This window comes from Pseudomonas jessenii (genome assembly GCF_002236115.1).
Classification (GTDB): domain Bacteria; phylum Pseudomonadota; class Gammaproteobacteria; order Pseudomonadales; family Pseudomonadaceae; genus Aquipseudomonas; species Aquipseudomonas jessenii.
The window spans coordinates 1,002,058-1,016,250 of record NZ_NIWT01000001.1 but is presented as its reverse complement, the minus strand read 5'-3'; the positions used below and the strand labels follow the sequence as shown (position 1 = coordinate 1,016,250).

The window sequence follows — 14,193 nt, the reverse complement described above, 5'->3', positions numbered from 1 at the left end:
GCGAGCCGACCGGATGGCGGTTGAGGAAGGCTTCGATCTGCGCTTTCCACGGGTTGCGGTCCAGCACGTTGGAATACTGCGCCGGAAACGGGTACAGCCCCGGCTGGCGCATGAAGGCTTCCAGCGCCGCGGCCGAAGGGCCGCTACGGGCGATGTTGTTCGGGTCCTGCGTGGGCGCCGGGCCGACGATCGGAACCGGGAAGGTCAGGGTGGGCGGCGGCAGTGTCGGGTCGAGTTTTTCCGTGCCGAATTCTTCGAACAGCAGCAGTTGCTGCGTATACGGCTGGGCCCCGAACAACGGGCTGGGCTTGCCGTTGGTGGGGATTTTGAAGGATGTCTGCAGGGCTGGCGGTAGTACGTTGTCGGTCGTTGGCGTGGTGCGGGTGCCGAACACGCCATTGGGCAAGGCGATGGAACCCTGGTTGGCGGGTGGCATGGCCTTTAGGGCATCCAGCGCGGCCTTGAAGTCGGTCGGCGGGTTGGTATACGCCGAAGGATCTGTTGGCGGCGGCGGGCTGACATCGTCAAGCGGTGCTGCGTTGACCGGGGACAGACTGAAGGTGATCAACAGTACACAGCCTGCGCCCGAAACCCTTAAGAAACGGAACGAATTGAACGACGATGCAATGATTTTCATGAGGTTCCCCTCGCGACATAGCGCAACGGCGAAACCCGCCATCCCCGGTTGGTGACAGCATCTGCCTGCGTTGCAAGGGGCTATGCAACCGTCGGGCCATGGATGAGGAAGATACTGAGTAATAAGTAAGTTGTTTCAAAATGTGTCTTTTTGGTGAAGTGTAGGGTGGGGATATTCCTCAAATTAGGTGGTAAACACCCGGTTGAGTGGGTGTAGTCCCCCATTTATGGGAGTAGCGGCCCTGTTTCGCCAACCGGTAGGGACTGCTTGCTCTGGGGCGACATGGATTCACAAAGGACCCGGCGCACGGTTCTTGTTGGGGCGGATAGTGGAGCAGGGGCATCGAGAGGTTAATTGCATTGTTGGTATGCATTGATGCGCAATGCATTCAAGGACGAAGCGCTATTCGCTGTGTGCCCGCACCAGGCTCTCGGTGCCCAACCGATACTGATTGTTCCCGCTGCGCTTGGCCTCATACATCGCCAGGTCGGCAATGTGCAGCAAGCGATCGATGCTCGGCGCATGATCGGGGAACACGGCGACGCCGAGGCTGGTGCCGATGTGGCGCTGGTCGTTGCCGAGGGTGACGGGCGGGGAGAGTTCGACGAAGATTTTCTGGCAGATCGTGCGCGCTTCGTCTTGCAGGCTTTTGCCTTGGGGCAGGTCCTGGAGGATGACCACGAATTCGTCGCCGCCGATCCTGGCGACGGTGTCGGTGCCGTGCAGGATGCGCTTTAGCCGCGTGGCGGTCGTGACCAGCACGCGGTCGCCGGCCGCATGCCCATAGCGGTCGTTGATGGCCTTGAAGCCATTGAGGTCGACAAATACCAGCGCCACCCGCGTGGCACTGGTGCGCGCCAACTCCAGCGCTTCGGACAGGCGCTCTTCGAGCACCAGGCGATTGGGCAGGCCGGTCAACGGGTCGTAATGGGCCAGGTGCTTGAGGTAGTTGGCCGAAGCCTTTTCTTCGGTGATGTCGCGTACCACACCCATCATCTTGATCGTTTCGTCGTGGTCGTTCTTGACCACGTTGCCGGTTTCCCGCAGCCAGCGGATCGTTCCGTCGGGCCACACCACGCGGTATTCCTCATCATGGTTTTCACCGGTTTCCAGGCAACGCAGTTCGCCGGCCCGAACCCTGAGCCGGTCTTCCGGATGCACGCAGGAACAGAACAGGGCGTAAGAGGGCGTCACTTCGCCGATCTTGAAGCCGAACATGCCGAAAATGGCATCTGACCAATACAACCGGTCGGTGTCGACATCCCAGTCCCAGGTGCCGATACGAGCGAAATACTGGCTGCGCTTGAAGCGCTCGGCGTCGTCATCCTTGTGGATGTTCTGGCCTTCGGACAGGCTATTGATGATCGCGCGATACTCCGCCAGTTGCTTTTGCAGATAGCGTTCGCGCCAAGCCAGCACGACGATCAGGCTGAGCGTCATTGAACCAAGGATGACGCTGGTCCAGAGCAGGATCATTCGGGGATGGCCATCAGGGCGGAGAACCGTACGGGTAATTGTTGATTATTTTAGTTCAGCAAACAGCTTTAAACGTCGCGCGCGGAGGCGGCAATGGTTGCCAATCGAGGACAAATCTGGGAAAACGGCGCGCATCAGGCCCTAGAGGGCGAGTGAGCATACGAGTGAAATCAATGAATGACGAGCTTCAGGTAATCGATCTTCAGGTGGGTGACGGAAAAGCCGCCGTAAAAGGCGCACTGATCACCACCCAGTACCGTGGCTGGCTGGAGGACGGGACCGAATTCGACTCTTCATACAGTCGTGGCAAACCCTTCCAGTGCGTGATCGGCACCGGGCGGGTCATCAAGGGCTGGGACCAGGGCATCATGGGCATGCAGGTCGGCGGCAAGCGCAAGTTGCTGGTGCCGGCGCACCTGGCCTATGGCGAACGCACCATGGGCAAGATCACGCCGAACTCGAACCTGATCTTCGAAATCGAATTGCTGGAAGTGCTGACGCGGGATGATTGACCGTCAGGCCTGAAACGTTTCCCGGTACGCATACAGGCCGGGTGTTCCGCCGGTCATGATGAACAGCACATTGTCCCCGGGGACGAAGCGCCCTTGCTGCAGGTCGGCCAGCAACCCGGCAAACGCCTTGCCGGAGTACACCGGGTCGACCAACAGGCCTTCGGCACGCGCCATCAGGCGTACCGCGTCCTGCATGGCGGCGGTTGGCAGCCCATAGCCGGTACCCAGCTGGCTGCCGTCAATCGCCATCTCGTCAGCGCGCACCTCGGCGCTACTGCCCAATAGCGCCAATGTTTCGCGGGTCAGTTGCAGGGTTCTCGCCACTGACGAGTCCTGGTCGGACAACACCGAGAACGACTTGACCACGGACGTACCCCGGCCCAGCAACCGGAAACCCGCCGCGAGCCCGGCATGTGTGCCGGCGCTGCCATTGGGTACCACCACTTGATTGAACCTGAGTTGCAGTTCGGCCTCTTGTTGGGCGATCTCCGCTGCGCAGCGGGCATAGCCGAGGCTGCCCAGGGGCGTCGAGCCACCGGTTGGCAGCACCATGACCTTGTGCCCGGAGTCTCGAAGCAGCGCCGCCCTGGCCTCGGCTTTGGCCAGTGAGTCGGTACCGCCGGCAAACACCTGCATCTGCGCGCCGAACAACTGGTCGAGCAGCACATTGCCGTTGAGCTCGTAATCCACCTCGGCCTTGGCCACGGCCCGGGTCAGGAGCAGCTCGCAGGCGATGCCCAGCCGGGCGCATACCGCGGCGGTCAGGCGGGCATGATTGGACTGGATGCCGCCCACGGTAATGATCGTATCGATTCCGGCTTGCAGTGCTGCGCCGATGTGGAATTCAAGCTTGCGCAGCTTGTTGCCGCCCGCGCCGATCAACATATGGTCGTCGCGTTTGAGAAACAGGCCGATACCCTGCTTGTCGAGGCCCAGCAGCTGTTCGAGTCGCGCAGCCCGCTGAATGGGCGTGGGACCTTGCAGCAGGTCTGCCCGCGCAAAAACACTCAGTGACTTGTCCAGTTGGGTTTGCATCGATCGAACCTCGTTGTTCACCATGATCCTGGTGACTCTATGGAGAAAGGCCGGCGGGATAAACGCACTGCCCGTCATGACTGTTTTAACCCGGTGTAACTAATCCAGCCGGGCAGCAGGGGGGGTTGAACCCAAACGCTCAGCGGCCAACCGGCCGGCGAAAATCGATGTCACGCCAAACCGACCGTCATCGGGTTGTGCCTTGCCAGGCTCCGCACTATCGGCGACCATAGGTGCCATATAGGGGTAGGGGGTATAGGTATGGCGCACATTCACGAACACAAGGATGACTTGATCAAGCGGGTGCGGCGGATTGCCGGGCAGGTGGAAGCCGTGGAGCGAGCGCTTGAGTCCGATGCCGATTGCGCCAAGACCCTGCATCTGGTGGCCGCCATCCGGGGCGCGGTCAATGGTCTGCTGGAGCAGTTCATCGACGCCCATGCCCGCGAGCACGTGGCCCATCCGGACCTGAGCGATGAAGATCGCGCCCAGGGCGTGGAAGACCTGCTGCTGGCCATCCGTCGTTATGCCAAATAGAGGCCTGAATTCCATGACACTGACACCACAGGCTTCGCGCTTTTCTCACGACCATGTCTTTCTCGGCGCATCCCATGATGAAAACGCCCGACGCACCTTATGGGTGGTGGCGCTGACGTTTGTGATGATGATTGGCGAAATTGCCGCCGGTTACATCACCGGTTCCATGGCGCTGCTGGCCGATGGTTTTCACATGGCCACCCATGCCGGGGCCTTGGGCATCGCGGCGGCGGCCTATGGGTTTGCACGGCGCAATGCCAACAACGCGCGTTACAGCTTCGGCACCGGCAAGGTCGGGGATCTCGCGGGTTTTGCCTCGGCCATGGTGCTGGGGCTGGTGGCTCTCGGCATTGCCGGTGAATCCGTTTATCGCCTGTTTCAGCCAACGACCGTGGCATTCACCGAAGCGACGGTGATTGCGGTGGTGGGGCTGGCGGTGAACATCGCCAGTGCCTTTTTGCTGGCGGGCGACCACGGCCATCATGGCCACGATCATGGCCACAGCCATGAGCACGGCCATCATCACCATCACGACAACAACCTGCGCTCGGCCTATGTCCATGTGCTGGCCGATGCCTTGACTTCAGTGCTGGCGATCGCCGCATTGCTGGCGGGGCGCTATCTGGGATGGGTGTGGCTGGACCCGGTGATGGGCATTGTGGGCGCCATCGTGATCGCGAAATGGGCCGTTGGACTGATGCGTGACAGCGCAGCGGTGTTGCTCGATGTCACGGATACACACGTCGCCGACGAGATTCGTGAACTGCTGGAGTCGTCGGACGATGTGCGCATCAGCGATCTGCATGTCTGGCAGGTCGGCCCCCAGGCACGGGCCGCGATTGTCAGCGTTGTGGCGGCGGCCAATGTCAGTGCCGACACCATTCGCGAACGCCTGGCGCCGGTCCATGAACTGTCTCACCTGACCGTCGAACACCGCGTTGCTTGAGCGGCTTTCGGTCATTCACGGAACAGTGGAATCCGTCCATTCGTGGAGGGGCGGTATTCCCGCTTCAGATGGTCCAGTGCCGGCCTCATCGCCAGAAGCTGCTTGAGCGTAGCGCTGGCAATGCTCAACGCCAGGCGTTGCCCCGGACATTGATGGCGCCCCGCGCCGAAGGTGAAGCTGCGCCGGTTCGGGCGGTCGAGCAGGAAGGTGTCGGGGCTGTCGTTGAGCTGGGGGTCGCGATTGGCCGAGGCCAGCAGCACCAGGATCACGTCTGCGGCGTTCAGCCTCACGCCGTCAATTTCGCAGGGGGCGGCGACGAAGCGGCGGGTGTTCTGTACCGGCGGGTCGAAGCGCTGTACTTCGGCCAGCAGGTCTTCGACCGGGGGAGATTCGCTGCGCAACGACGGATGTTGAATCAATGCCAGCACGGCGTTGCCGATCAGCCCGGCAGTGGCCTCGAAGGTCTGGGAGAACAGGCCGATCAGGTTGGCGATCAGGGTTTGCGGCGCGCCGCAGGCGAAGCGCTGGCCGATACCTGCAAGCAAAGGGCTGTGGTTGTACGGATCGTCGAGCAATTCGATGAAATAACCGCTCAATTGTTCGGCGGCAGCGTGGGCGGCGGTCAATTGTGCCGCGTCACTCAAGGGTGACAGACAGGCGACGAAATCCGCCGTCAACTCACTGATGGCGCGGCCCTGAGCCGGGGTGAACCCCAACAACGCCGCCACCACGCAAACCGGTCCGCGAAACATGGCGTTGTACAGACCAGCGGCATCGGCGGTCATCAATCGGGCGCTGACCAGGGCCTCGACTTCCCGCGCATCGATCAACTCCAGCCCCGGCGCAATCGCCGACCGTGGGCAACGCTGGCGTTCACCTTCATTCATGCGCATCAATTGGCCGAACACCTGGCCGGCCATGCCGTCGGCGATCGCCTTGGGGACTGGCTCCTGCGCGGGGCGAACGTGGCAATCGGGATGCGCCAGCACGGCGGCCACCGCCCGGGCGCTGCTGGCCACCCACATGTTCAGCCCCGGATGAAAAGCCAGCCCACCTTCGGCACGAAGTTGTGCGTAGTAGGGATAAGGATCGGCATGGGTCGCAGCGATGATCGGGTCCATGGGCACAGCCTTTGGTTGTTGGAAAGTGTTGCTACTATCTCCAGTCCGAAAGGGCATTGATTCGTCCGGGAGCGAAATATGAGCGCAGAACAACACGACATCGGCGTCTCGCAGGTGGCGGCAGCCATCGCTGAGCCGGCGCGGACGAAAATCCTTTGTTCGCTGATGGACGGCCATGCCCGCACCAGCACCGAACTGGCGGCGGTGGCCGAAGTCAGCGCGTCGACCGCCAGTGCCCACCTGGCCAAGCTCAAGGAGCTGGCGCTGGTGCGGCTGCACGTTCAGGGGCGTCATCGCTATTACAGCCTGGCGGACAAACGCGTGGCCCAGGCCCTGGAGGCCCTGATGGTGATCGGCCAGAACACCGCGCCGAGCTTTCGGGCACGGACCCCGGATCGCCTGCAATTTGCCCGCACCTGCTACGACCATATGGCGGGAACCCTGGCCGTGCTGCTGCATGACCGGATGCTTGAAGCGGGCTGGCTTGAGGAAACCGACGAACAGGCCTATCGCTTGAGCGACAGCGGTACGGCAATGTTTCAAGGGCTCGGGATCGAGACGCAGGACTTGAGCACCTTGCGCCGTCGTTTCGCCTGCCCGTGCCTGGACTGGAGCATGCGTCGGCCACATCTGGGCGGGTCGCTGGGCGCGGCGTTGCTGCAAACGGCACTCAAGCGCAAGTGGGTGACCCAGGATCTGGACAGTCGGGCGTTGGTGTTGACGGCGTTGGGGCGCAAGGAGTTTGGAAGGCGGTTTGGAATCGGGTTGCCGTTGGTGGTTGAGGGTAATGTCAAAGTTTCGAAAATTGCGGCAGGTTCGGCGGAGTTCGGGAACATTCGCTGACTGACGAACGTGTATTCCGGTTGTTTCTGTGTTGAATGCAATGCCGTCATCGCGAGCAAGCTCGCTCCCACTGGGGAGTGGTGGGTTCGTCAGTACTATGCAAACAAAAAGCCCCCCATCGGTCACCCGATGGGGGGCTTTTGTGCATCTGGCGTCAGGTCAAACCTTGACGATCCAGCCCGCTGGCGCTTCGATGTCGCCGGTTTGCACGCCGGTCAGCTCTTTGTAGAGCTTCTGGGTGATCGGGCCGACTTCGGTTTCGCTGTGGAACACGTGCAGGTGGTCGTTGTAGTTGATGCCGCCGATCGGCGTGATCACCGCCGCAGTACCGCAAGCACCGGCTTCCTTGAAGTCCGCCAGCTTGTCGATGAACACGTCGCCTTCGACCACGTCCAGACCCAGGCGGGACCTGGCCAGTTCGATCAGCGACAGACGGGTGATGCCCGGCAGTACCGATGGCGAGTTCGGGGTCACGAACTTGTTATCGTGGGTGATCCCGAAGAAGTTGGCCGAACCGACTTCCTCGATCTTGGTATGAGTCAGTGGGTCCAGGTAGATGCAGTCGGCGAAATGCGCCTTCTTGGCCTGGGAGCCCGGCATCAGGCTGGCGGCGTAGTTGCCACCGACCTTGGCGGCGCCGGTGCCTTGTGGCGCGGCGCGGTCGTAGCTGGAGATCAGGAAGTTGTGCGGGGTCAGACCGCCCTTGAAGTAGGCGCCGACCGGGATCGCAAACACCGAGAAGATGAACTCCGGCGCGGTACGCACGCCGATGTTGTCACCCACGCCGATCACGAACGGACGCAGGTACAGCGCGCCGCCGGTGCCGTACGGCGGAATGAAACGTTCGTTGGCACGCACCACTTCCTTGCACGCTTCGATGAACTGCTCGGTGGACACGTGCGGCATCAGCAGGCGGGCGCAGCTGCGCTGCATGCGCGCGGCGTTCTGGTCCGGACGGAACAGGTTGATCGAGCCGTCCTTGCAACGATAGGCCTTCAGGCCTTCGAAGCATTGCTGGCCATAGTGAAGGGCAGTGGAGCCTTCGCTGATGTGCAGCACGTTATCTTCGGTCAGGGTGCCTTTGTCCCACTCGCCATTGCGAAAGTACGACAGATAGCGCTTGTCGGTCTTGATGTAGTCAAAACCCAGCTTGTCCCAATTGATGCTTTCGTTACCCATGACACCCTCTATCACTGAACAACCGTCGAAACGGTTCAAGGCTTCTGACGTTTTTTGGATGGGGACAACAATACTTCATTCTTGGGCTAAATCGCAGCCCAGACTATCGGCTGATCGGCAGAAATCGCGTCGTTCTCAAGAATCGCGAGCAAGCTCGCTCCCACATTTGATCTTTGTAGGCCATCAGGTCCTGCAAACACCACAAATCCCCTGTGGGAGCGAGCTTGCTCGCGAAGAGGCCATCACGGACACCACCGATCGCCCTGATTCACAGGTGCAATGCGTGGCCAAGGGCCCGCAACGCCGCTTCCTGCACCGCCTCACCCAGGGTCGGGTGTGCATGGATGGTGCCGCCGATGTCTTCCAGCCGCGCGCCCATCTCCAGGCTCTGGGCAAACGCCGTGGACAGCTCCGACACGCCGACGCCCACCGCCTGCCAGCCGACAATCACGTGATTATCCCGACGGGCGACCACCCGCACGAAGCCGCTTTTCGACTCCAGGGTCATCGCCCGGCCATTGGCGGCGAACGGAAAGCTCGACACGATGCAGTCCCAACCTGCGGCCTTGGCCTCGTCCGGGGTCTTGCCGACCACCACCAGTTCCGGGTCGGTGAAGCACACGGCGGCGATGGCGGTCGGGTTGAACTCGCGGGTTTTACCGCTGATCAGCTCGGCGACCATCTCGCCCTGGGCCATGGCCCGGTGGGCGAGCATCGGTTCGCCGCTCAGGTCACCGATGGCATACACGTTGCGCATGCTGGTCTGGCAGCGGTTGTCGATCTTGATCGAGGAACCGTTCATGTCCAGGTTCAGCGCTTCGAGGTTCCAGCCCTGGGTGTTCGGCTTGCGACCGACGGCCACCAGTACCTGGTCGGTTTCCAGGTTCAGGGTCTCGCCGTTCGGTTCCAACACCTGCAAGGTATTGTTAGAAGAATCAAAGCCTTGCACGCTGTGTTTCAAGTAAAGCTTCACGCCGAGTTTTTTCAGTTCGTCGTGCACCGGCTGAGTCAGTTCGGCGTCGTAGGCCGGCAGGATGCGTTCCTGCGCTTCCACCACGCTGACCTCGGCGCCGAGCTTGCGATAGGCAATGCCCAACTCCAGGCCGATGTAACCACCGCCGACCACAATCAAGCGCTTGGGCACGGATGTCGGCGCCAGGGCCTCGGTGGACGAGATGATCGGCCCGCCAATCGGCAGCATTGGCAGGTTCACGCTTTTGGAACCGGTGGCCAGCACCAGGTGTTCACACTGGATACGTGTGTCGCCAACTTCCACGGTTTTGCCGTCAACCACTTTGGCCCAGCCTTGAACGACCTGGACCTTGTTCTTTTTCAGCAGCGCCGCGACGCCGGTGGTCAGGCGATCGACGATGCCGTCTTTCCATTCCACGCTCTTGCCGATGTCCAGGGTGGGCGTCGAAACACTGATGCCCAGGGCCGAATGCTGACTGTGGTGTTGCGTTTGATGGAACTGCTCAGCGACGTGAATCAGTGCCTTGGACGGAATGCAGCCAATGTTCAGGCAAGTGCCGCCCAGGGATTGGCCTTCCACCAGGATGGTCGGGATGCCCAGTTGGCCGGCACGGATCGCCGTCACATAACCGCCGGGGCCGCCGCCGATGATCAGCAGCGTGGTATTGAGGGTCTGCATGACTTACTCCACAAACAAGGTCGCGGGTTGTTCGAGCAGGCCACGGATGGCCTGGATGAAGAGCGCCGCGTCCATGCCGTCGACCACGCGGTGATCGAAGGAGCTGGAGAGGTTCATCATCTTGCGGATCACGATCTGGCCTTTGATGACCATTGGCCGTTCGACGATCTTGTTCACGCCGACTATCGCCACTTCCGGCAGATTCAGCACCGGGGTGCTGACGATGCCGCCCAAGGCCCCGAGGCTGGTCAGGGTGATGGTCGAGCCGGACAACTCGTCGCGGCTGGCCTTGCCGTTACGGGCGGCAGTGGCCAAGCGGGAGATTTCAGCGGCGCTGTCCCACAGGCTGCGGGCTTCGGCATGACGCACCACCGGCACCATCAAACCGATATCCGCCTGGGTGGCGATACCGACATGCACCGCGCCGAGGCGGGTGATGACCTGGGCTTCGTCGTCGTAGCGGGCGTTGATCTGCGGGAAATCACGCAGGGCGACGACCAGGGCGCGGACCAGGAACGGCAGCAAAGTCAGCTTGCCGCGAGTCGCGCCATGTTTTTCGTTGAGGTGCGCGCGCAGCTCTTCCACGGCGGTGACGTCGATTTCTTCGACATAACTGAAGTGGGCGGCGCGCTGGGTGGCGTCCTGCATGCGCTGGGCAATCTTGCGACGCATGCCGATCACCGGGATCTGCTGTTCATCGGTACGTTGGGCGTAAGCAGCCGCCACCGGTGCCGAAGCGTTCGACTGACCCTGGGCCAGGTAGGCGTCGAGGTCTTCATGCAGCACGCGGCCGGCGGGGCCGGTGCCACGCACCAGGCGCAATTGAATGCCGAGGTCCAGCGCATGCTTGCGCACGGCCGGGGAGGCCAGCGGACGCTCGTCGGCCTCGCGAGCAACCATCGGGCCCTGGCATACGGCAGCTTTCGGTGCCGGGGCAGCGACCGGTTTGCTTTCAACCACGGTTTCGACTTTCGTTGCTGCAACCGGTGCTTCTTTAACAACAGCTGCCGGTTGCGCCGATTCCTTAACGTTGCCCGCGCCTTCGACTTCAATGCTGATCAGCACACTGCCAACCGCCATGACTTCGCCCGGCTGGCCACCAAGAGCAATGACCTTGCCATGCACCGGCGACGGGATATCGACCATCGCCTTGTCGGTCATCACATCGGCCAGCACCTGATCTTCGACGACCATGTCACCGACCTTGACGTGCCATACCGACAATTCAACTTCTGCAATGCCTTCACCAATGTCCGGCATTTTAATGACGTGCGTGCCCATTCAGACCTCCATGACCCGTTTCAACGCCGCGCCCACTCGGGACGGCCCTGGGAAATACGCCCACTCTTGCGCGTGCGGGTAAGGGGTATCCCAACCGGTGACGCGTTCGATCGGCGCTTCCAGGTAGTGGAAGCAGTGCTCTTGCACCAGCGCCGTCAGTTCGGCGCCGAAGCCGCAAGTGCGGGTGGCTTCGTGAACGATCACGCAGCGCCCGGTTTTTTTCACCGATTTGGTGATGGTTTCCAGGTCCAGCGGCCACAGGCTGCGCAGGTCGATGACTTCGGCATCCACGCCGCTTTCTTCAGCGGCCACTTGCGACACGTAGACGGTGGTGCCGTAGGTCAGCACCGTGACGTCCTTGCCCGGACGGGCGATAGCGGCAACGTCCAGCGGTACGGTGTAGTAACCGTCCGGAACCTGTGCGGCGGGGTGTTTCGACCACGGGGTAACCGGGCGTTCGTGGTGGCCGTCGAAAGGACCGTTGTACAGTCGTTTCGGCTCCAGGAAGATCACCGGGTCATCGTTTTCGATGGAGGCGATCAGCAGGCCTTTGGCGTCGTAGGGGTTGGACGGCATGACGGTGCGCAGACCGCATACCTGAGTGAAGAGTGCCTCGATGCTCTGGCTGTGGGTCTGGCCGCCGTAGATGCCACCGCCGCAGGGCATGCGCAGGGTCATCGGCGCGGTGAACTCGCCGGCCGAGCGATAACGCAGGCGCGCGGCTTCGGAAATGATCTGATCGTAGGCCGGGTAGACGTAGTCGGCGAACTGGATCTCCACCACCGGGCGCAGACCGTAGGCGCCCATGCCCACGGCGGTGCCGACGATACCGCTTTCAGAGATCGGCGCGTCGAACACTCGGGAGGTGCCGTACTTGGCTTGCAGGCCTTCGGTGCAGCGGAACACGCCGCCGAAGTAGCCCACGTCCTGGCCGAAGACCACGACGTTGTCGTCACGTTCAAGCATCACATCCATGGCCGAGCGCAGGGCCTGGATCATGGTCATGGTGGTTGTGGTCATGGCGGTTTCCAGCTCGATATTGTTGTTGTGATCGTTCATGTCAGATCCCCAACTCTTGACGCTGGCGCTTCAAGTGCTCCGGCATCTCTTTGTAGACGTCTTCGAACATGGTCGCGGCGCTCGGAATCTGGCCGCCGGCGAGAGTGCCGTACTGTTCGGCTTCTTTCTGTGCGGCGATCACTTGGGCTTCCAGTTCGGCGCTGACGGCGGCGTGTTCCTCTTCGGACCACTGGCCGATCTTGATCAGGTGCTGCTTGAGGCGCGCAATCGGATCGCCCAGCGGGAAGTGGCTCCAGTCATCGGCCGGACGGTATTTGGACGGATCATCGGAGGTCGAGTGCGGGCCGGCGCGGTAGGTGACCCACTCGATCATGGTCGGACCGAGATTGCGGCGCGCACGTTCGGCAGCCCAGGCGGAGGCGGCGTAGACCGCGTAGAAATCGTTGCCGTCGACCCGCAGGGAGGCAATGCCGCAACCGACGCCACGACCGGCGAAGGTGGTGGCTTCACCACCGGCAATCGCCTGGAAGGTGGAGATCGCCCACTGGTTGTTGACCACGTTGAGGATCACCGGCGCGCGGTACACGTGGGCGAACGTCAGGGCGGTGTGGAAGTCCGACTCGGCGGTGGCGCCGTCGCCGATCCACGCCGAAGCGATTTTGGTGTCGCCCTTGATCGCCGAGGCCATGCCCCAGCCCACGGCTTGCACGAACTGGGTGGCGAGGTTGCCGGAGATGGTGAAGAAACCGGAATCCTTGACCGAGTACATGATGGGCAACTGACGGCCCTTGAGCGGATCGCGCTCGTTGGACAGCAGCTGGCAGATCAGGTCGACCAGCGGCACGTCGCGGGCCATCAGGATGCTTTGCTGGCGGTAGGTCGGGAAGCACATGTCGTCGATGTTCAGGGCCAGGGCCTGGGCGCTGCCGATGGCTTCTTCGCCAAGGCTCTGCATGTAGAACGACATCTTTTTCTGACGCTGGGCGACCACCATGCGGTTGTCGTAGATGCGGGTCTTGAGCATGGCGCGCATGCCCTTGCGCAGGATCTCCACCGGTACGTTTTCGGCCCATGGGCCGAGGGCATTGCCCTGGTCGTCGAGCACGCGGATCAGGCCACGGGCCAGGTCAGCCGTGTCAGCCGGTTCAACGTCGATTGGGGGTTTGCGCACCGTGCCGGCATCGGTCAGATGCAGGTAGGAGAAGTCGGTTTTACAGCCGGGACGGCCCGAGGGTTCGGGGACGTGCAGGCGCAGCGGTTCATACGCTTGGGTCATGGCTTCTACGCTCGATCTTGTGAATTTCTTGTAGTGAGCTGACAGATTTCGTTCGGTAGAAGAAATCTTGTCCTACAACAATCATAGGCCCGACCAAGAAGAATATTTCTCTCTGTTTCGTTGCGCTAAAGATCATTTGCAGATAAAAAACCTGCATAAACATAAAAAACAGGTGGTTTTGTCTCATGCGCAAACTGGACCGTACCGATATCGGCATTCTCAACAGCCTTCAGGAGAACGCGCGCATCACCAACGCCGACCTGGCGCGTTCGGTGAACCTGTCACCCACGCCGTGTTTCAACCGGGTCAAGGCCATGGAAGAACTGGGGGTGATTCGCGAGCAAGTGACGCTGCTGGATGCCGACCTGCTGGGGCTGCATGTGAATGTGTTCATTCACGTCAGCCTGGAGAAGCAGGTGGAGGAGGCGTTGCAGCATTTCGAAGAAGCGATTTCCGATCGCCCCGAGGTGATGGAGTGCTACCTGATGGCCGGCGACCCGGACTACCTGATCCGGGTGCTGGTGCCGACCATCCAGTCGCTGGAGCGCTTCATGATGGACTTTCTGACCAAGGTGCCGGGGGTGGCGAACATCCGTTCGAGCTTTGCGCTCAAGCAGGTGCGGTACAAGACCGCGCTGCCGTTGCCAGCCAATGGCCTGACTTTGGGCAACTGACACGA

13 protein-coding genes and 1 pseudogene are annotated in these 14,193 nt (G+C 61.6%); 5 read left to right on the top strand and 9 right to left on the bottom strand.

Annotated elements, in window-relative coordinates; translation table 11 throughout:
- Nucleotides 1–637: pseudogene (locus PSJE_RS04555) on the bottom strand (copper oxidase); the annotation flags it as partial.
- Between the two features lie 402 nt (nucleotides 638–1,039).
- Nucleotides 1,040–2,113 (bottom strand): sensor domain-containing diguanylate cyclase, encoded by a 1,074-nt coding sequence (locus tag PSJE_RS04550; RefSeq protein ID WP_057715222.1) that lies wholly within the window; start codon nucleotides 2,111–2,113, stop codon nucleotides 1,040–1,042.
- A 173-nt stretch (nucleotides 2,114–2,286) separates the two neighbouring features.
- Here PSJE_RS04550 and PSJE_RS04545 point away from each other — a divergent pair, with 173 nt between their 5' ends.
- Complete coding sequence (locus PSJE_RS04545) at nucleotides 2,287–2,625, top strand: FKBP-type peptidyl-prolyl cis-trans isomerase (RefSeq protein WP_057715221.1); 339 nt, start codon at nucleotides 2,287–2,289, stop codon at nucleotides 2,623–2,625.
- A 3-nt stretch (nucleotides 2,626–2,628) separates the two neighbouring features.
- Here PSJE_RS04545 and PSJE_RS04540 read toward each other — a convergent pair whose 3' ends face one another.
- Nucleotides 2,629–3,660, bottom strand: coding sequence for a D-cysteine desulfhydrase family protein (locus PSJE_RS04540; protein ID WP_090457856.1), 1,032 nt, complete (start codon nucleotides 3,658–3,660; stop codon nucleotides 2,629–2,631).
- Nucleotides 3,661–3,921: 261 nt separating this feature from the next.
- Between PSJE_RS04540 and PSJE_RS04535 the strand changes: the two genes are divergently transcribed.
- Both PSJE_RS04535 and dmeF read left to right on the top strand, forming a co-directional pair.
- On the top strand, nucleotides 3,922–4,197 hold the full coding sequence (locus tag PSJE_RS04535) for a metal/formaldehyde-sensitive transcriptional repressor (RefSeq protein ID WP_057715220.1): 276 nt from the start codon (nucleotides 3,922–3,924) through the stop codon (nucleotides 4,195–4,197).
- Nucleotides 4,198–4,210: 13 nt separating this feature from the next.
- Nucleotides 4,211–5,143, top strand: a complete 933-nt coding sequence (gene dmeF, locus PSJE_RS04530) for a CDF family Co(II)/Ni(II) efflux transporter DmeF (RefSeq protein WP_090454951.1) — start codon at nucleotides 4,211–4,213, stop codon at nucleotides 5,141–5,143.
- An 11-nt stretch (nucleotides 5,144–5,154) separates the two neighbouring features.
- On the opposite strand, the gene PSJE_RS04525 is transcribed toward dmeF, so the two are convergent.
- A complete protein-coding gene (locus tag PSJE_RS04525) occupies nucleotides 5,155–6,264 on the bottom strand; it encodes a cytochrome P450 (RefSeq protein WP_090454952.1) in 1,110 nt (369 codons plus the stop codon).
- Nucleotides 6,265–6,342: 78 nt separating this feature from the next.
- Here PSJE_RS04525 and PSJE_RS04520 point away from each other — a divergent pair, with 78 nt between their 5' ends.
- Nucleotides 6,343–7,107: an ArsR/SmtB family transcription factor gene (locus PSJE_RS04520; protein WP_090454953.1), complete on the top strand. Its 765-nt coding sequence runs from the start codon at nucleotides 6,343–6,345 to the stop codon at nucleotides 7,105–7,107.
- A gap of 159 nt (nucleotides 7,108–7,266) precedes the next feature.
- On the opposite strand, the gene PSJE_RS04515 is transcribed toward PSJE_RS04520, so the two are convergent.
- The 5 genes from PSJE_RS04515 to PSJE_RS04495 all read right to left on the bottom strand — a co-directional run bounded on the left by PSJE_RS04515 (nucleotide 7,267) and on the right by PSJE_RS04495 (nucleotide 13,514).
- Nucleotides 7,267–8,286, bottom strand: coding sequence for a branched-chain amino acid aminotransferase (locus PSJE_RS04515; protein WP_090454954.1), 1,020 nt, complete (start codon nucleotides 8,284–8,286; stop codon nucleotides 7,267–7,269).
- Nucleotides 8,287–8,554: 268 nt separating this feature from the next.
- Nucleotides 8,555–9,937: a dihydrolipoyl dehydrogenase gene (lpdA, locus tag PSJE_RS04510; RefSeq protein WP_090454955.1), complete on the bottom strand. Its 1,383-nt coding sequence runs from the start codon at nucleotides 9,935–9,937 to the stop codon at nucleotides 8,555–8,557.
- Between the two features lie 3 nt (nucleotides 9,938–9,940).
- Nucleotides 9,941–11,218, bottom strand: coding sequence for a dihydrolipoamide acetyltransferase family protein (locus PSJE_RS04505; protein WP_090454956.1), 1,278 nt, complete (start codon nucleotides 11,216–11,218; stop codon nucleotides 9,941–9,943).
- Nucleotides 11,219–12,277 (bottom strand): alpha-ketoacid dehydrogenase subunit beta, encoded by a 1,059-nt coding sequence (locus PSJE_RS04500; RefSeq protein WP_007988197.1) that lies wholly within the window; start codon nucleotides 12,275–12,277, stop codon nucleotides 11,219–11,221.
- 1 nt (nucleotide 12,278) lies between these two features.
- Nucleotides 12,279–13,514 carry a 3-methyl-2-oxobutanoate dehydrogenase (2-methylpropanoyl-transferring) subunit alpha gene (locus tag PSJE_RS04495; protein WP_057715213.1) on the bottom strand — a complete coding sequence of 412 codons (1,236 nt, stop codon included), beginning with the start codon at nucleotides 13,512–13,514 and terminating at the stop codon, nucleotides 12,279–12,281.
- Nucleotides 13,515–13,699: 185 nt separating this feature from the next.
- Between PSJE_RS04495 and bkdR the strand changes: the two genes are divergently transcribed.
- Nucleotides 13,700–14,188, top strand: coding sequence for a Bkd operon transcriptional regulator BkdR (gene bkdR, locus PSJE_RS04485; RefSeq protein WP_007976593.1), 489 nt, complete (start codon nucleotides 13,700–13,702; stop codon nucleotides 14,186–14,188).
- Nucleotides 14,189–14,193 lie beyond the last annotated feature (5 nt).